The sequence below is a fragment of the Massilia sp. CFBP9012 genome (assembly GCF_034045115.1).
GTDB lineage: Bacteria > Pseudomonadota > Gammaproteobacteria > Burkholderiales > Burkholderiaceae_D > Telluria.
In genome coordinates, this window is record NZ_JAXCWM010000020.1 from 53,923 (window position 1) to 72,105 (window position 18,183).

At 68.5% G+C, this 18,183-nt stretch carries 15 protein-coding genes; 11 read left to right on the top strand and 4 right to left on the bottom strand.

The window, feature by feature from the left end:
- Window positions 1–4: 4 nt before the first annotated feature.
- The 11 genes from SOM61_RS24870 (at window position 5) to SOM61_RS24920 (ending at window position 14,107) form a co-directional block, all read left to right on the top strand.
- Window positions 5–1,978 carry a hypothetical protein gene (locus SOM61_RS24870; RefSeq protein ID WP_320476563.1) on the top strand — a complete coding sequence of 658 codons (1,974 nt, stop codon included), beginning with the start codon at window positions 5–7 and terminating at the stop codon, window positions 1,976–1,978.
- Window positions 1,975–2,943: a glycosyltransferase family 2 protein gene (locus SOM61_RS24875; protein WP_320476564.1), complete on the top strand. Its 969-nt coding sequence runs from the start codon at window positions 1,975–1,977 to the stop codon at window positions 2,941–2,943. Before SOM61_RS24870 ends, SOM61_RS24875 begins: the two co-directional genes overlap by 4 nt.
- Window positions 2,936–3,310, top strand: a complete 375-nt coding sequence (locus tag SOM61_RS24880) for a GtrA family protein (RefSeq protein ID WP_320476565.1) — start codon at window positions 2,936–2,938, stop codon at window positions 3,308–3,310. Before SOM61_RS24875 ends, SOM61_RS24880 begins: the two co-directional genes overlap by 8 nt.
- Window positions 3,310–4,164, top strand: coding sequence for a GNAT family N-acetyltransferase (locus SOM61_RS24885; RefSeq protein WP_320476566.1), 855 nt, complete (start codon window positions 3,310–3,312; stop codon window positions 4,162–4,164). Before SOM61_RS24880 ends, SOM61_RS24885 begins: the two co-directional genes overlap by 1 nt.
- On the top strand, window positions 4,154–4,930 hold the full coding sequence (locus SOM61_RS24890; protein ID WP_320476567.1) for a PIG-L deacetylase family protein: 777 nt from the start codon (window positions 4,154–4,156) through the stop codon (window positions 4,928–4,930). The genes SOM61_RS24885 and SOM61_RS24890 overlap by 11 nt, the downstream gene beginning before the upstream one ends.
- Before the next feature lie 17 nt (window positions 4,931–4,947).
- Complete coding sequence (locus tag SOM61_RS24895; protein WP_320476568.1) at window positions 4,948–7,077, top strand: DUF7024 domain-containing protein; 2,130 nt, start codon at window positions 4,948–4,950, stop codon at window positions 7,075–7,077.
- Window positions 7,074–9,134, top strand: a complete 2,061-nt coding sequence (locus SOM61_RS24900) for a DUF7024 domain-containing protein (RefSeq protein WP_320476569.1) — start codon at window positions 7,074–7,076, stop codon at window positions 9,132–9,134. The genes SOM61_RS24895 and SOM61_RS24900 overlap by 4 nt, the downstream gene beginning before the upstream one ends.
- A gap of 121 nt (window positions 9,135–9,255) precedes the next feature.
- Window positions 9,256–10,965 (top strand): response regulator, encoded by a 1,710-nt coding sequence (locus SOM61_RS24905; protein WP_320476570.1) that lies wholly within the window; start codon window positions 9,256–9,258, stop codon window positions 10,963–10,965.
- A gap of 278 nt (window positions 10,966–11,243) precedes the next feature.
- Window positions 11,244–12,059, top strand: coding sequence for a MipA/OmpV family protein (locus tag SOM61_RS24910; RefSeq protein ID WP_320476571.1), 816 nt, complete (start codon window positions 11,244–11,246; stop codon window positions 12,057–12,059).
- 4 nt (window positions 12,060–12,063) lie between these two features.
- Window positions 12,064–12,750: a response regulator transcription factor gene (locus SOM61_RS24915; RefSeq protein WP_320476572.1), complete on the top strand. Its 687-nt coding sequence runs from the start codon at window positions 12,064–12,066 to the stop codon at window positions 12,748–12,750.
- Complete coding sequence (locus SOM61_RS24920) at window positions 12,737–14,107, top strand: sensor histidine kinase (RefSeq protein WP_320476573.1); 1,371 nt, start codon at window positions 12,737–12,739, stop codon at window positions 14,105–14,107. The genes SOM61_RS24915 and SOM61_RS24920 overlap by 14 nt, the downstream gene beginning before the upstream one ends.
- A 138-nt stretch (window positions 14,108–14,245) precedes the next feature.
- Here SOM61_RS24920 and SOM61_RS24925 read toward each other — a convergent pair whose 3' ends face one another.
- The 4 genes from SOM61_RS24925 to SOM61_RS24940 form a co-directional block, all read right to left on the bottom strand.
- Window positions 14,246–15,814, bottom strand: a complete 1,569-nt coding sequence (locus tag SOM61_RS24925; RefSeq protein WP_320476574.1) for a DEAD/DEAH box helicase — start codon at window positions 15,812–15,814, stop codon at window positions 14,246–14,248.
- 289 nt (window positions 15,815–16,103) lie between these two features.
- Window positions 16,104–16,862 (bottom strand): anti-sigma factor, encoded by a 759-nt coding sequence (locus SOM61_RS24930; protein WP_320476575.1) that lies wholly within the window; start codon window positions 16,860–16,862, stop codon window positions 16,104–16,106.
- A 22-nt stretch (window positions 16,863–16,884) separates the two neighbouring features.
- The gene (locus SOM61_RS24935; protein ID WP_320476576.1) at window positions 16,885–17,505 is read right to left on the bottom strand and encodes an LON peptidase substrate-binding domain-containing protein; all 621 of its coding nucleotides are present in this window, start codon (window positions 17,503–17,505) and stop codon (window positions 16,885–16,887) included.
- 64 nt (window positions 17,506–17,569) lie between these two features.
- Complete coding sequence (locus SOM61_RS24940) at window positions 17,570–18,022, bottom strand: hypothetical protein (RefSeq protein WP_320476577.1); 453 nt, start codon at window positions 18,020–18,022, stop codon at window positions 17,570–17,572.
- Window positions 18,023–18,183: the final 161 nt, after the last annotated feature.

Genomic DNA, 18,183 nt, shown 5'->3' on the forward strand with positions numbered 1-18,183 from the left:
CATCATGCGCGCTGCGAACCACGCTCCCCTCTCCTCGCACGCCGCCTGGCGCTTCCCGCTGCTGCTGGCCGTGGTGCTGGTGGCCATGCTGGCCGTGTTCAAGCCGCGCTTCGGCGGCGACGTGGTCGAGTACACGCTGGCCACCGTCGCCCTGGCCGAGCGCGGCACGCCGGACGTGCGCCTGGAAGACATCGCGCGCGTGCGCGCGCTGGTCCCGGGCCTGCTCGACGAACCCCTGAACCGCATCGAGAGCGGCCTGCGCGCCGGCGACGAGAAGCTGTACGCCGCCTTCGTGCGCGGCCGCGGCGGTGACGTCTACCCGGTCCATTTCTTCGGCTACTCGCTGCTGGCGGCGCCGGCCTTCAAGCTGTTCGAGGCCATCGGCGTGCCGCCGTTCAAGGCCTACCAGGCGGTCAACCTGGCCGTCATCTTCGTGCTCGGCCTGGCGCTGCGCCGCTTCTTCGGTTCGGACCGCAAAGCCTGGGCCGGCCTGGCGTTGTTCATGGTGTGCGGCGGCGCCCTGTACTGGAACTGGACCAGCCCCGAATGCGTGAGCGCGGCCGGCCTGCTGGCGGCGCTGCTGCTGTTCTGCAGCGGGCTGCCTGCGGCCGGCGCCGTGCTGGCCGGCCTGGCGGGCCAGCAGAACCCCACCATCGTGTTCTTCTTCGCCTTCGCCCCGCTGCTGCGCATGACGCTCGACTGGCAGCCGGCGCTCGGCGCCCTGGGCAACCTGCGCCGCCAGCTCACGCTGCGCACGATCGTGGCGCTGGCCGCCGGCTTGCTCATGATCGGGCTGCCGCCGCTGTTCAATCTATACCAGTTCGGCACCCCGAACATCATCGCCCGCCTGTATTCCGACCCGGAACACATCGGCATGGTGCGCCTGCTGTCCTTCTTCTTCGACCTGAACCAGGGCATGATCGTCGGCGTGCCGGCGCTGCTGGCCGGCCTGCTGCTGTGGATCGGGCGCGGCGATGCGCGCTGGCGCGCGGCGCTGGGACTGGCCCTGCTGTTCACGCTGGCTCTGGCGCTGCCGGCACTGGCCATCAATAACTGGAACTCGGACGCCACCGGCGTGATGCGCTATGCCTTCTGGGCCGCGATGCCGCTGCTGTTCGTGCTGCTGGTGCTGCTGCGCGACCTGCCGCGCTGGCCGCGCACACTGGTGCTGGGCGTGGTCCTGTGCCAGGCGCTGGCGATGGCGCATGCCGCCAGCTACCACTACGTCACCTTCAGCCCGCTGGCGCAGTTGGTGCTGAAGGTCGCGCCGCAGCATTACCATCCCGAGCCCGAGATCTTCGCCGAGCGCGCCGGCCACCACGACGACTACATCCGTCCCGACATGGTCTACGCCTATCGCGACGGCGCCGTGGTCAAGACCCTGGTCAACGACGCCAATCCGCGCGCCGAAGAAGGACTGTGCGGGCGCGATATGGTGTTCGCGCCGGATCTGCCGGTGACGCGCAGTTCGCGCGGCTGGCGCTACCTCGACGGACAATTGCGCTGCGTGCACGGCGGCTTCGCCCAGCATGATTTCGAGATCGACGCGTTCCGCGCCGGCGATGCCCTGCGGCTCGATTCGGGCTGGAGCGGGCTGGAACAGAACGGCGCGTTCTGGAGCGGGGTGTGGTCGACCGGCCCGCGCTCGCGCATCGTGCTGCGCATCGACGGCGCGCCGGCCGAGAGCCTGCTCCTGACCGGCAACTACCACACGCCGAACCGCGAGACCCGGGTGACGGTCAACGGCCATGACCTGGGCTGGCATGCGCTCGACCGCGAAGGCCCGCTGGCGCTGCCGCCGGCCGCCCGCGCGCGCGAACTCGTCATCGAACTCGAGCACGCCGCGCCGAGCTCCCCGGGGCCAAGCGACGGCCGCCTGCTCGCCTTCTTCCTGCGCCAGGCAAGCGTGCGCCAACCGGTGGCGCCGCAAGTGGAAAAACCAGCACAAGAACAACAACCAGTGAAAACACAACCATGATCGCCGTCGTCATCCCCAGCTATCGCGTGACGCGCCACATCCTCGGCGTGGTCGCCGGCGTCGGACCCGAAGTCACCCGCATCTACGTGGTCGACGACAAATGCCCGGACGCCAGCGGCGCCTACGTGCGCGAGCATTGCCGCGACCCGCGCGTGACCGTGCTCGAACACGCCGAGAACCAGGGCGTGGGCGGCGCCGTGATGACCGGCTACCGCGCCGCGATCGCCGACGGCGCGGCGGTGATCGTCAAGCTCGATGGCGACGGCCAGATGGACGCGTCGCTGATCCCGATGTTCGTGGCGCCGATCCTGGCCGGCGAAGCCGACTACACCAAGGGCAACCGCTTCTTCAACCTGGAGCGCCTGGGCGCCATGCCGCCGGTGCGCCTGTTCGGCAACGCCATGCTGTCGTTCATGACCAAGCTCTCGTCGGGCTACTGGGACCTGTTCGATCCGACCAACGGCTATACCGCGATCCATGCCGATTGCGCCCGCTACCTGCCCTTCGACAAGATCAGCAAGCGCTACTTCTTCGAGAGCGACATGCTGTTCCGCCTGAACACCCTGGGCGCGGTGGCGGTCGACGTGCCGATGGACGCCGTCTATGGCGACGAGGTCAGCAACCTCAAGGTATCGAAGGTGATCACCGAGTTCGCCGCCAAGAATGTGCGCAACTTCTTCAAGCGCCTGTTCTACAACTACTACCTGCGCAACCTGTCGGTGGCCTCGATCGAGCTGCCGGCCGGCGTGCTGCTCACCGCCTTCGGCGCCGTGTATGGCCTGAGCCACTGGATCGCGTCGGCGCGCAGCGACGTCGAGACCCCGGCCGGCACCGTGATGCTGGCGGCGCTGCCGGTGATCATGGGCGTGCAGCTGATCCTGGCCTTCCTGAACTACGACATCGCGTCGGTGCCGCGCCGCGTGCTGCACAAGAAGACGCTGTTCCGGCGCCGCTTCGATGATTGAGCCCGCACGCCTGCGCCAGTTCGGCGTCTTCCTGGTCGGCGGCCTGTTGTGCGCCGGGGTCGACATCGGCCTGATGCAGCTCCTGATCGACAGCGGCGCCCACCACACGGCCGCCGCCAGCGCCGGCTTCGTGGCCGGCCTGCTGGTCAATTACGCCTTCCACAGCCGCGTGACCTTCGAACAGGCCGCCTCGAAAAGCAGCTTCGCGCGCTACCTGTGCGTGGTAGGCTTGAACTACGTCGTCACCATCGCCTGCGTCGCGCTGGCGGTGTCCCTTGCCGATAACCCGCTGGCCGGGAAGATCCTGTCGCTGCCGCTGGTGGCGGTGAACGGATACCTGCTCAGCCGCTACTGGATCTTCAAGTGATGCGCATCGCTCCCGTTCAGCACGACCCGGCCACCCTCGCCCTGTACGGCGCCCTGTTCGACGCCTGCTTCCCCGGCGCCGGCAAGTTCACGCCCGCCTACCTGACCTGGCTGTACGCGGCCAATCCCGACGGCCCGGCGGTCGGCATGGATGCCTGGGACGGCGAACGCCTGGCGGCACACTACGTGTGCATCCCGGCGCGCGCCTGGGTCGAGGGCCGCGAGGTGCCGGTGCTGCTGTCGCTGAACACCGCGACCCATCCCGACTACCAGGGCAAGGGCCTGTTCACCAAACTGGCCGCGGCCACCTTCGAGGCCGGCGCCGCTGCCGGCTTCGACGGCGTGTACGGCGTGGCCAATGCCAACAGCACCCCCGGCTTCGTGCGCAAGCTGGGCTTCCAGCTGGTGCGCCCGCTGGAAGCGCGCGTCGGCCTGGGCAAGCTGGCCCATGGCCCCAAGGCGCCGGCTGCGCAGCTGTCGTTCGAGCGCAGCTGGAGCCCGCAGGCGCTGGCCTGGCGCTGCGCCAATCCGCACAACCCGGTGGCGCGCAAGAGCAGCGGAGAGCGCGAGCAGTTCTACGCCCCCGCCTTCGGCCTGAAGCTGCCGGCGTATGCCGAACTGCCGGCGCTCGCCGGCGCCGACACCGGTGTTGACGCGTCGGCCCCGCTGTCGCCGCTGCGCCTGTACCTGGGCCTGGCGCCGGACGCGAACAGCAGCTACTGGAACTACCCGAGCATCCCGCGGCGACTGCGTCCGTCGCCGCTGAACCTGATCTACCGTTCCTTCGTGCCGCGTGTGAGCGCGCTCGACCCGAGCCGGCTCCAGTTCAGCTTCCTCGACTTCGATGCCTATTGAACCTGTCGCCCTGTTCCTGTTCGCCCACCAGGACGACGAGTTCGGGGTGTACGAACGCATCGCCAGCCTGCGCCGCCAGGGCCGGCGCGTGGCCTGCGCCTATCTCACCGACGGCCAGACCGCCAGCGCCAGCGCGGCCACCCGCAACGCCGAATCGCTGGCGGTGCTGGCGCGACTCGGCGTCGACGCGCATGAGGTGCGCTTCGCGGGCGCCGAACTGGGGATCGGCGACGCCCGGCTGCCGCTGCACCTGGAGGCCGCGGCCGACTGGATCGGCGCCTGGCTGGATGGTTTCTTCCCGATCGAATCGATCCACGTGACCGCCTGGGAAGGCGGCCACCACGACCACGACGCCCTGCACGCCCTGACGGTGCAGCTGGCGGCCCAGCGCGGCCTGCTGGAACGTACCTGGCAATTCACGCTGTACCAGGCCAACGGCCTGCCCGGGCCGCTGTTCCGCGTGTTCGCGCCGCTGCCCGAGAACGGCCCGGTGTCACGCCTGCCGATCGCCTGGGGCGCGCGCCTGCGCCACCTGCGCCACTGCCTGTCGTATCCATCGCAGCGCACCACCTGGATCGGACTGTTCCCCTTCGTCGCCCTGCACTACCTGGTGCGCGGCGCCGAGCAGTTGCAGCCGGTGTCGCTGGCGCGGCTCGAGCAGCGCCCGCACGCCGGCCCGCTCTACTACGAGAAACGCAAGTTCTTCACGTGGCAGCGCATGCAGGCCGCCCTCGCCGCATGGCGCTCCGCCCCCCCTTCCGCATGAGCGCCTCGCCTGCGCCCATGCCTGCCTCCCGGCCGGCACTGGACCGCCATGCCGGCCCGCTGCTGGCGCTGGCGCTGTGCATCCTGTTTGCCTGGCTGCTGCAGCGCAGCCTCGGGCTCTACCCGGGGATCTTCGCCGACGAGTGGTACTACAGCAAGATGGCGCGCCTGATGCCGCTCGGCGAAGCGATCGTGCCGTCCTACCTGTACCTGTGGCTGTTCGGCTTCACCAGCAGTTGCGGGACCGGTTTCCTCGACTGCGTCCGCATCGGCAACGCGCTGCTGCTGGTCGGCGCCGCCCCCTTCCTGTACCTGATCGCCTGCCGCGTCATGCGCCCGGCGCTGGCGGCCGTCGTCACCCTGATGTGCCTGCTCGCGCCGTTCAACCTGTTCAGCGCGATGTTCATGCCCGAGACCGCCTATTACTTCGGCTTCGCGGTACTGAGCTGGCTGCTGCTGACCCGAGTGCATTGGCATCCGGCCGCGCTGGCGGCGGGCGCCGGCCTGGTGCTGGGGATGATGAGCCTGGTGAAAGTGCATGCGCTGTTCCTGCTGCCGGCCGTGTCCCTGTTCCTGATCGGCGCCGGCTGGCTGCAGGCGCCGCGCACGCGCTGGCTGCAGGCGCCAGGCACGCGCTGGTTGCGCGATGGCCTGGCCGGCACGCTGCTGGCCGTCGGCGCCGCATTCGCGGTCAAGCTGGGGCTGGGCTACCTGCTGGCCGGCGAACCCGCGCTCGGCATCCTCGGCAGCTTCTACGGACACACCGCCAGCGCCAACGCCGGCAAGTCGCTGGCCACGCTGGCGTCGGCCGCCTTCATCAACGGCCGCGGACACCTGATGGCGCTGGCCCTGCTGCTGCCGCTGCCGATGGCGATCCTGCTGCTGCTCGCGATCGGCCGCCGCACGCGCCAGGCGCTGCCGCCCGCGCTCGCCCGCCTCGCCCTGTACGCCTTCTTGATGCTGGGCGCGACCGCCGGCGTCACCGTGATGTTCACCGCCTCGCTGGCGGGCATCACGCCGCTCGAAGTGCTGCGGCTGCACCTGCGCTACTACAGCTTCACCTTCCCGCTGCTGTTCATCCTGGGCGCAGCCGCCGTCGATGCACACGCGGCGCTCGGGTCGGAGCGGCGCCTGCGGCTGGTGGCCGCGCTGCTGGTGGGCAGCGCCGTCGTCGCCGCGAAATTGCTGCTGCCGCTGTACGTCATCACCGACATCGACGGGCCTGAACTGGCGGCCGTCGGCGTCACCCGCTGGACCGGCTGGGCCATCGTCGCGCTCGACCTGCTGGTGCTCGGCGCCTGGGCCGCCGGCAGCCGCCTGGCGGCGCCGCTATTCCTGTTTTTGGCGCTGCCGGCGATGCTGGCGCTGGGCATCCACGCCACCTCGCACTACTTCGAGCGGCTGCGCGCCGGCTGGCCGGCCGACCGTGGCGGCATCGCCGCGCGCGACCACGTGCCACGCGACGAGCGCAAGCTGATCACGGTGGTGTCCGACAGCGTGATGGACGCGATGCGCGCCCAGCTCCACATCGACGACAAGGATAGCGGGATGCTGGTACTGGCCGACGGCGCGCCGATCGAGCCCTACCACCTGCCCGCGCGCCGGCGCTGGCTGCTGGTGATGGGCGAGCATGCCCTGCCCGAGGGCCTGGCGCCGGTGTTGCAAGGCGATGGATTCAGGCTCGTCAGGCTCGCAGGAGGTTTCCAGCCGGTCGCCAGCGCCCGCCTGTCCGGCCCCATCGGCCCAGGGCAGCTGCTGGAGCGCGCCGAAGGGCTGTCCAAGCCCGAACCGTGGGGCCGCTGGTCGGACGCCGGCCAGGTGGTCCTGCACTTTGACCGGCCGCTGCCCAAACGGCTGGTCGTGCTGCTGACCGGCCTGGCCTATGCCGACAACACCACCCTCCCGTTCACGATGCGGGCAGGCGACGCACAATCGAGCTTCCGCCTGGGCGGCAGCGAGCAGGAGGTGACGCTGCGCCTCGATACCGACGGCGCGCAGCGCAGCCTGACGATCGAGGTGCCGCGTCCCACCGCGCCGAGTTCGCTCGGCCAATGGGCGGACGACCGCCTGCTCGGCATCGGCATCGCCGAGATCGCGATCGGCGCCAATCCGGACGACATGACGACATCCACCGATTCCAAGCAATGACTTTCCATACTCCCGACCTTCGACATCCGCGCGTACGCATCGCCTTCGGCCTGCTGCTGGCCATTGCTGCCGCCTGGCTGGCCTGGCGCAACTTCGGCCTGCATCCGGTGATCTTCGCCGACGAGTGGTACTACAGCAAGATGGCGCGCTTGACGCCACTGGCCGAGGCCATCGTGCCCTCTTACCTTTATCTGTGGCTGTTCAGCGCCACCAATGCCTGCGGCGACGGCTTCCTCGACTGCGCGCGCGGCATCAACCTGCTGTTCTATACGGCCGCTGCGCCTTTCCTGTACCTGACCGCACGCCGCTTTACGGGTCGCGGATGGGCCGCCGCCATCGCGGTGCTGTCCATGCTGGCGCCGCTGAACTTGTACACGATGTTCTTCATGCCAGAGGCGGTCTATTACTTCGGCTTCTGCGTCCTGAGCTGGGTCATGCTGGCGCATGCCGACCGCCCGCTGCCGTTGCTGGCAATGGCCGGTGGGGCGGTGCTCGGCGCGATGAGTCTGGTCAAGGTGCACGCGCTATTCCTGCTGCCTTCCCTGTGCCTGTATCTGGTATATGCCAGTTGGCACGCAGGCGGCGCCTGGCTGTGGCGTGGCCTGGGCGCGGCAGCCATCGCCGGCGCGCTGGCGCTGGGCGTCAAGTTTGCGCTCGGCTTCGTGCTGGCTGGCGATGCCGGCCTGAGTCTTCTCGGGCCGTTCTATGGCAATGCCGCCGGCGGTGGCAGCCTTGTCGACCGCCTGGCGCAGCTGGTGGGGCCGGCCTGGATCAGCGGCCGCGGCCACCTGATGGCGCTTGCCGTGCTGCTTGGCCTGCCGCTTGCGGTGCTGCTGCACGGCCTGTGCAGCAGCGCCCTGCGCGCGCGCGGCACGCCCGCCAATCCGCTGCTGGTCTACGTGCTGCTGATGCTGGGCGCCGCCGCCGGCATGACGGCCGTGTATGCAGGCACCGTGGCCTATGCCGGCAATAACGAAGGCCTGCGCCTGCATCTGCGCTATTACAGCTTCACCTTCCCGCTGCTGTGGATCGTGGCGGCCGCCGTCATGCACGACCGTGAAGATCGCTTGCCGTGGCTGCGCTGGCTCGTTGCGGCGCTGGTGGCGGCGGTGCTGGGCATCGCCTGGTACAAATTGCCGACCTATGTCATCTACCTCGTCGACGGCCCGGACATCGCCTCCGTGAACCCCTTGCTGCGAAGCGGACAGGCGATCTACGCCTTGCAGCTGATCTTGCTGCTGCTCTGGGCGGTGGGTCGCTGGAATGCGCCACGGCTATTCCTGCTGACGGTACTGCCCCTGTCCCTGCTGGTGGCGCAGCAAAGCATTGCCCTGTTCCAGGCCGAATACCGGCCAACCACGGTCGGCGACCGGGCGGGCCTGCTCGCGCGCAACACCGTGCCGGCGGCCGAACGTGGCCAGATCACCGTGGTGTGCGTCGACCCGCAGCAACTGATGCGCGCGCAATTCCACATCGACCATCCCGATTCGCGCCCGATGCAGATGGATGGGCATTTCCCGATCGAGCCCTACCAGATGCCGCTCGACCAGAAATGGTTGCTGGTGATCGGCAATCACCCACTCCCCGCGGGCGCAAACGTCGTGCACCGTGAGCCCGATTTCGCCCTGGTCCGCCTGCCCGATCCGGAACCGGTACTGGCCCGCTTCGTGTTATCGGCGCCGCCCGATCCAGCACTCATCAGTGAGATCACGGGCCTGTCCGGGATCGAGCCATGGGGCCGCTGGTCGGACGGGAAAACGGTCACCCTGCAGTTTGCCCAGCCACTGCCGCGCAGGGTCGGCATCATGCTGCGGGCGCGCGCCTTCGACGTCAACGCCACGCTGCCGTTCAGGATGGAAGTTGGCGGCGCCAGCCAGGAGTTCCGCGTGGGCAACGGGGTGCAGACAGTCGCTCTCCATTTTGATACCGATGGCAACACCCGCACACTCACCATTGTCGTGCCACGCCCCGTCTCTCCCGTTCCTGCGGGACAGGGGGGCGATACGCGCTATCTCGGCATCGGCATCGAGGAACTCGTCCTGACCGGCGCGCACTGAGCTGGCCATTTGTGTGGGCGCTCGCACAGAGCGCCCCGGATGCGGGCGCTAGAGTTGAATCGGATGGGCTGACATCCGGCCCCACTGCCAGAACGGCAGTGCAACTCGCAAGGACACCCTCATGGTACTCGGACCGCCAAAGGACGATTCACTCAAGAAAGAGCTCGACGTGCAGGGCGGCGGCCAGAGCCGAGGCGTGCCGGCGAACGCCGAGGTCGAAGGCAATGCGGTCCACCCGATGGGCTCGCCAGAGGACAATCCCGGCGTCCATCACTGGCAATCCAGCTATATCGAGCACGGTGGACTGGACGAGCGCGGCAATATCTTCTTCGCTGCGGTCGAGATGACCCGCATGCCGATGCTGATCACCGATCCGCGCCAGGACGACAACCCGATCGTGTTCGCCAACGGCGCCTTCACCGACCTGACTGGCTATCGCGAAGACGAGCTCCTGGGCCGCAACTGCCGCCTGCTGCAGGGACCGGATACCGACCGCACCACCGTGGCCGAGCTGCGCCGCGCGGTCGACGAAGAGCGCGCGGTGGCGGTCGACCTGCTCAACTACAAGGCCGACGGCACGCCGTTCTGGAACGCCCTGTTCTTCGGCCCCATCTTCGACCAGGACGGCAAGCTGCTGTACTTCTTCGCCTCGCAGATGGACATCACCGAGCGCCGCACCAACCAGGAATCGTGGTTGCAGGCGCAGAAGATGGAAGCGATCGGCCAGCTCTCGGCCGGCATGGCCCATGATTTCAATAACCTGCTGCAAGTTATCAACGGCAACCTCGAAGTCGCCATACTCGGCACCGGGCCCCAGCACAAGGCAATCGAACCGATCCGGCGCGCCCAGCGCGCCACCATGCAGGCCGGCAAGCTGACCCAGCAGCTACTGACCTTCGCGCGCAAGCAGCGCCTGGAGCCGAAGCGCATGAGCCTGAACAGCCTGGTGGTCGAGTTTTCCGACATGCTGGTGCGCACCCTGGGCGACAAGATCGACCTGCGGCTCGACCTCAAGCCCGGCTTGCCGGCCAGCACGATCGACCCGACCTATCTCGAGATGGCGCTCCTGAACGTGGTGCTCAATGCGCGCGACGCCATGCCGGGCGGCGGCGCCGTCACCGTCGGCACCGCCGTGCTGGGCGAGGAGCGCCGCCGCCTGCTGGGCCTCTCCCCCGGCAACTACGTCTGCATCTGCGTGCAGGACGAGGGCGAAGGCATGACGCCCGAGGTCAGGCGCCGCGCCACCGAACCCTTCTTCACCACCAAGGGGCCGGGAACCGGCCTGGGCCTGGCGATGGTGCACGGCTTCGTCCAGCAATCGCACGGCAAGCTCGACATCGAAAGCGAGCCGGGCCGGGGCACCATGGTGCGCATGGTGTTCCGGGGCGCCGACCAGGCCGCCAGCGACGATGCTTCGCAGGCCGAACGGCGCGGCGGCACGCCCGCCGAACCGCAACAGCGGCGCTGCCGCATCCTGGTGGTCGAGGACAACGACGACGTGCGCGAACTGGCCGAGAGCATGCTCGAAATGGCCGGCTACGAGGTGTTGTCGGCTCCCAGCGGCGAGCGCGCGCTCGGCCTGCTGGAAAGCGGCGAGCAGGCCGACCTGCTGTTCACCGACGTGATCATGCCGGGCGGGATGAACGGGCTGGAACTGATCGAGCGCGTGCAGGCCAGGCGCCCCGGCCTGCCGGTGCTGGTCACCACCGGCTATATGGACGAACTGCCCGGCCGCGGCAAGCCCGGCGGCTCGCTCGACGTGCTGTCCAAACCCTACCAGCACCAGGACTTGCTGGACCGGGTCGGGGCCGCGCTCAAGCGGGCTGCCTGAAGCGCTGACTGCATCGCCGGCTGCATCGCCGACCTCGATCGGGGCCGACGCCAGGGCGCCGGCCAGGGCGGCGCCGAGGAGCGCGGTCACGGCGACCAGCGCCATCTTGCGGGATGTGTTCATCGTCGTTCTCCTTTGACCCGGACTATCGGCCAGTCCGCCTTTCCGGATACTTACCGGGACGATGTCGCGCCGACGTCGTCGCCTCAGTGTCCTGGTAAGTGTTGTGTAAGACGACCGGGCCGAGCATGGCGCTTTCCAACAACCGAAAGCGCTCCATGCCACTCTCCGACCGCTACTTCCCGCGCCGCCTGGCACAGGTCCAGCTGCTCGCCGCCGCCATGCTCTGCACGCTGCCGGCCCTGGCCCAGACGGGCGACGCCGCCACCCCCGCCTCTTCCTGGGCGCTGGGCGTCGGCGCCATCGCGTTCGACAAGGCCTATGCCGGCATCGACCGCGAGTACCTGGCGCTGCCCTTCGTCCAGTACGAGAACCGCTGGCTCTCGATCGCCGGCCCGCAAGTAGGCGTCAAGCTGCTCAGCCTCGACCCGGCGCCCTCGCACACCCTGAACCTCGACCTGGTGCTGCGCTACGACGGCAGCGGCTACGACGACGACGACATCGACGACACCCCGATCCTGGCCGGCATGCGCGAACGGAAAAGCGGGGTCTGGGCCGGTGCTAGAATCGAATGGAAGAGCCAGTGGGTCGACGTCAGCGCCGAAGCGCTGGGCGACGCCTCCGGCAACAGCAAGGGCAAGCGATTCAATCTGGGCGTGGAGAAGACATGGCATATCGGCGAGCGCGTGACGATCACGCCGCGCGTGACCGCGAGCTGGCAGGACGACAAATACGTCGACTATTACTATGGCGTGCGGGCCGACGAGGCGCGCGCCGGCCGCGCCGCCTACCGTGGCGAGTCGGGCGTGAACGCCGAACTGGGCCTGCGCGCGATGTATATGTTCGACCGCCGTCATTCCATCCTGGTCGACCTCGAGGTGTCGCGCCTGGCCGACGGGATCAAGGACAGCCCGCTGGTCGACCGCTCGACCGAGAACCGGGTGCTGGTCGGCTACCTGTACCGCTTCAGGTGAGTCGATGAGCCGTGTCCTCCTGATCGAAGACCACGAGCGCCTGGCCCAGCTGATCGCCAAGGGCCTGGCGGCGGCCGGCATCGCCGTCGATGTGGCCACCCGCATCGACGGCGCCTGGGCGGCGCTCCAGCAGATGTCCTACCAGGCCCTGATCCTCGACCGCGGCCTGCCCGACGGCGACGGCCTGGCCCTGCTGGGCCGGATGCGCGCGGCCGGCTTAGGGCTCCCCTGCCTGGTGCTGACGGCGCGCGAAGCGCTGCACGACCGCGTCCAGGGCCTCGAGGCCGGCGCCGACGACTATCTCGCCAAGCCCTTCGCCATGGACGAGATGGTGGCGCGGGTACGCGCGCTGCTGCGCCGTCCGCAGCAATTCCGGCCACTCGACCACGCCCGTGGCGACCTGGCGCTGCAGCCGGATGCCGACCTGCTGTGCTGCGGCGTGGAGCGCATCACGCTGGCGCCGGCCGAGATGCAGATCATGCTGCTCCTGCTGCGCAAGCACGAGACCACGGTGCGGCGCGGCGCGCTGGAAGCGGCAGCCTGGGGGCTCAACGACGCCGTCACCCCGAATGCGCTCGACGTCGCCCTGCACCGCCTGCGCCGCAAGCTGGCGGCGATCGGCTCACGCCAGCGCATCGTCAACTTGAGGGGCGTCGGATACGTGCTGCGCGCGGACGATGCGGCTCAATAGCATCCGCCTGAAAATCGTCATGGCCTTCGTCGCCGGCACGCTGCTCAGCGTCATGCTGGTGGTGCTGGTCGCGGCCTTCGTCCTGCAGACCAATGTGCTGGCCCGGACCGACCTGGCGGACATGGCGCAAGACCTGTCTGCCAAGGTGTACGTCGAGCGGGACGGCAGGCTGCGCCTCGGGACCGACGCGCATCATGCCATCAAATGGGCCTTCGACAGCCTGGGGCGCGAAGTCGCCTACCGCGTCGTCGACCGCACCGGCAATGTGGCCCTGCTGTCCGAGGCGGGCCCGCGCTTCTGGCCCGCCGGCGTGCTGCCGGCAAGCGCGGGGCGTACACGCTTCGAGTTCACCCGCGACGGCGTGACCTTCTTCGGCGCCAGCGAGCCGCTCGCGCTCGAAGGGCGCGATGGCCTGTACCTGCAGGTGGCCGCCAGCAGCCGCATGATGTACCTGCTGCACCGGGTCGCCCTGCCGCTGGTGGCCTACGGCATCGCCCTGTTCACCCTGGTGCTGCTGGTCGCCTTCGGCCTGTGCACCTGGATCACCTTGCGCTACACCTTGAAGCCGCTGCAGGACGTATCGGGGTCGGCGGCCGGCATCTCGCTACGCTCGATGCACGCGCGCCTGCGCACCGACGCGGTACCAAGCGAGATCGCGCCGCTGGTCGACAGCTTCAACCGGGCGCTCGAACGCCTCGAGCAGGCCTACCGCGCGCAGCAGGAATTCCTGGGCAACGCGGCGCACGAACTGAAGACGCCGCTGGCGATGATCCGGGCCCAGGTGGAGCTGGGGGTCGATGGCGAAGATGACCGCGCCGCCCTGTTGAAAGACGTCGCTTATATGTCGCGCCAGGTGCAGCAACTGCTGCTGCTGGCCGAGGCCAGCGAGGCGACCAACTACGTATTCGGCACAGTCAGGGTGAGAGAGGTCGCCGACGAGGCGATCGGCTACCTGCAGCGCATGGCCGAGGCGGCCGACGTGACGCTGGCGGTGTCCGCCATGGACGATGGGCTGGAATGGCAGGCCGACCGCGGCGCGCTGTTCACGCTGATGAAAAACCTGCTGGAGAATGCGATCGAGCATGCGCCGGCCGGCTCGCGTGTGAGCGTGGAGATCGCGGAGGACCGCTTGTGCGTGCGCGACCACGGGCCGGGTGTCGAGGCGGCGCAGCTGGCGCTGCTGTTCGACCGCTTCTGGCGTGGGCCGCACCGGCGCGACCTTGGGGCGGGATTGGGGCTGTCGATCTGCCAGGAGGTGGCGCGGGCTCATGGCTGGCGGCTCGCGGCAGAACGTGCCGAGCCAGGATTGCGTTTTACATTGTCAGCCCAAACACGTCGTTACTGCCACTGGCAGTAACGACTCCCCGCGAAGGGGGGGACCCAAGTTAATCAGCGCAGCCACTAAAGTTTGCTTCAGTGGAGTGCATAAGAACTTGGGTCCCCGCCAAGGCGCCCGGCGAGCGCGGGGACGACGTTTACAAGCTGGCAGCCAGGCTTACGCCTTCGGTCCGCCACCCAGCAAGAAGGCCAGTTTCTGCTTGGCCGGCTTGGACGGCGTGTTCGGCGCCGCGTCGAGATCCTTGCGTGGGCTGCTGGTCGGCTCGTAGGGCTTGAGGAACCACGGATCGACCTTCTCGCGGCGCGCGCCCGGACCGAGTCCGGAGCGCGGCGCACGCGCCGGGCCGCCACGATCGCCGCGTTCATCGCTGCGGCGGGCGCCGCGTTCGGCGTCGCGCGAAGCGTAGTCGCGGACACCCTCACGAGCGCCTTCGCGCGCGCCATGCTCACGACCACCCTCGCGACCACTCTCACGGCCGCGGCCGGTCGGCGCCACGAAGCCTTCCAGCGTACCGCGTGTAATGGTCTGCTTGATCAGCTTCTCGATGTCGGCCAGCAGGCGCTCGTCCTTGTCCGAGTACACCGACAGCGCGTCGCCCGAGGCGCCGGCGCGGCCGGTACGGCCGATGCGGTGAACGTAGTCTTCGGCGTTGTACGGCAGGTCGTAGTTGATCACGGCCGGCAGGTCGGAGATGTCGAGGCCGCGCGCGGCGACGTCGGTCGCCACCAGCACTTCGACGCTGCCGTTCTTGAACGCGTCCAGCGCCGCCATGCGCTCCTGCTGGGTCTTGTCGCCGTGGATCGCCGACGCCTTGACGCCGCGCTTCTCGAGGTGGGTCGACAGGCGCGAGGCGCCGATCTTGGTGTTCGAGAAGATGATCACCTGCTTCATGTCGCGCGAGCGGATCAGGTGCTCGACCACGTCGCGCTTCTGTTCCTCATCGACCTTGTACACGATCTGCGTGACTTTCTCGGCGGTCGCGTTGCTGCGCGCGACTTCGATGGTCAGCGGATTGTTCAGGAAGGTGTTGGCCAGCTTCTTGATCTCGGGCGAGAACGTCGCCGAGAACATCAGGTTCTGGCGCTGCTTTGGCAGCAGGTTGATGATGCGCTGCAGGTCGGGCAGGAAGCCCATGTCGAGCATGCGGTCGGCTTCGTCCATCACCAGCATCTGCACCTGGCCCAGGCTGACGTTCTTCTGCTCGATGTGGTCCAGCAGGCGGCCCGGGGTGGCGATCACGATCTCGACGCCGCGGCGCAGGATCTCGGTCTGCGGCTTCATGTCCATGCCGCCGAACACCACGGTCGCGCGCAGCGGCGTGTGCCGGGCATAGGCCTTGACGTTGTCGGCCACCTGCACCGCCAGTTCGCGGGTCGGCACCAGCACCAGGGCGCGCACCGGATGGCGCGCCGGCGACATGCTGGCGTTCGCGTGCGGCATCAGCAATTGCAGGATAGGCAGCGAGAAGCCAGCAGTCTTGCCGGTGCCGGTCTGGGCCGCGCCCATCACGTCGCGGCCTTCGAGCACCACGGGAATCGCCTGGGCCTGGATCGGCGTCGGATGGACGTAGCCCTGGTCCGTGAGCGCACGCAGGATTTCCGCCGCCAGGCCGAAGTCGGCGAAGCGTACCGTGGGAGCCTCGGCGGCGGCCGGCACGGCTGGCGCGGCGTCCGGTACGGCGGCGACGTCGTTGTTGTTCGCGTTATTGCTCGGAGAATCAGACATAGTTTTTGGTTGCATTCATTCGTTCAGCTCTACGATCGGGCATGTTCTCCCCATCGCGGGTCGAGGACGCGCAGCGAAGGGAGGAACGGGAATAAGCCGGCGGACGGAACTACCCGGCGGCAAGCCGGCCGGCGGGCCGAATAAAGCGGATGTAGAGACACTTTTAGCGGGTGACACGATACCCGAAATCGCCACCCATGTATATGCCGGCCTTTTTTCTACACAGTTTACCAAAAGAAAGGGTATCCCTGCCGCAATGCAGCATAAGCTTGTTTACCCGGCGGCCGTCTCACCGCGTCCAGCCACGTTGCTGGGCCGCGCGTTCGGCCACCGGATCGAGCACGGTGCCGGCGATGCGGGCGTCGATCGCCTCGCGCACGACGGGCGGCGGCTGGCTGCCGTCGACCCAGGCGGCCCCGCCGCCATCCTGGGCCAGCACCGGGATGGTCCAGCGCCCGTTTTTCAGGCACGCCAGGCCGGCGGTGGTGTCGACCACGAAGCTGCGGCAGTAGCCGCCGTCTTTCGCCACGAAGGTGACGCCCATCCGCACCCCGTTGTCGGACGGCCCGGGACTGGCCAGCTGGCCGTCCAGCGCCGCCACCAGCGGCCCGCGCGCCACCAGGGCGCCATCGACGTGGTCGAGCGTGGCCAGGCCGGGCGCCTGCGCCAGGCTGTGCCAGCCGAAGGCGCCGACGGCGGCGCCCGCCAGCAGCGCCGCGCCGACCGCCACCCAGTGGCGCTTGCACCAGTTACTGTAGGCAATCTGCGGCGGCGGCACGGTGCGGCCGGGGCGCAGGCTATTGAGCTGCACCACCTTGGCGCCGCAGGGCGGCGCGCTGCGCTGCGCATGGTTGCCGTCGTGGCCGTTGGCCGAGACGCCGATGCGCCCGTTGCGCGTATTGCCCTTGAGCTGCAGCTCGGCCCGGTGGTGGGCGACGCGCGCCGCCAGCACCGGATCGGCGCGCATGGCCCGTTCGACCGCCGCGCGCGCCGGTTCGGCGAGCTCGCCGTTGATATACCCGATGAGAAGATCGTCAGAAAATTTCATTCCGGGCCCCTGCGCTGCTTCCTTAAGAAGTGATCAAGCCATGTTCATCCAGCACGTCATGCAGCAATTCGAGCCGGATCACGGGGTTGTCGAGCATCAGCATATGATGCTTTTGCTGGTTCGGCAGCGGCAGCAGCTCGCACCAGCGGTTGGCCACCCAGCCGCAGTCGTCGAGCCGGAACGGCGGCTGCACCGGCCAGCGGTGCTGGGGAACGTCTTGCAGCGAATTCAATATCCGGTCGAGCGCGTCGGAGGCGCCCTGCAGCTCGGATGGGATGTTCACACTAAGGTCGTCCTCGACCAGTTGCGCCTCGGCCATCCACAGACCGTTGACGCGCTGCTCGGCGGTGACGACGGAAAAGCGCGCGCCGCCCCGGCACAGCACCTGCAGCAGGCCGGGCGTCTCGGAGGTGGTTTCGGTGACCGATGCGATGGTGCCTGCGGCCACGAAACGCTCCTGCTCGGCATCTGGCCGGCGCACCTCTTGCCCCTGCGTCAGCAGCACCACGCCGAACGGGGTGCCTTCGAGGATGCAGCGGCTGATCATGTCGAGATAGCGCACCTCGAACACCTGCAGCGGCAACACCCCGTCCGGAAACAGCACCGTACTGAGCGGGAACAGTGGCATGGAAATCGTCGACATGGCCCCCATGATGACAGAATCGGGGCCATCGCGGGTGTACGATTGCGGCCGCCCGAGGGCACATTTACTCGTCCGGAGACCTCAGCGGCAGGTAGCGCACCCACTGGCGCAGGTCGTCCAGGCGCCAGCGAAGCCGGCCCCAGCCGGGACCGGGCGCGTCCACCACCCTCACCCGCACTACCTTGCCGGCGACCGGCGGGCAGGCGTATATATGCAGGCCGGCCTCGCCGAACGGCAGGCGCAGTTCACGCCCCGGTCCGATCTTGAGCGGGCCGAACACCACCGGCGCCCCGCCGTCGTTGCGCAGCAGCAGCACGTCGCGCACGCCGCGCGTCAGGCGGATCTCGGACGGCAACGTCAGCTCTCCCCCAGCCGTCGACGGGAAGGCCAGCAGCAATTCATGGCTGCCGCCGCGCAACGGAGCCAGCATGCCCAGCAACAGCACCAGGCCGCACAGGACGGCCAGCACTGTCAGCGGCCAATGGCGTTGCAGGGAAGACGAGAAGGAAGAACTCATCCCGCTTTCGCATTCTTGCAAGACGCATATTTCAGATTAGAATGTTTCATTTAGCGCAGAGCACCCTTGTACCCGATTGACAAACTTCATTGACAAAGGCGCAAAGTCGCGTGCGCCCTGTCAATCCAAGGTTGCGTATGCTACGTAGTCCGGCCCCTCCG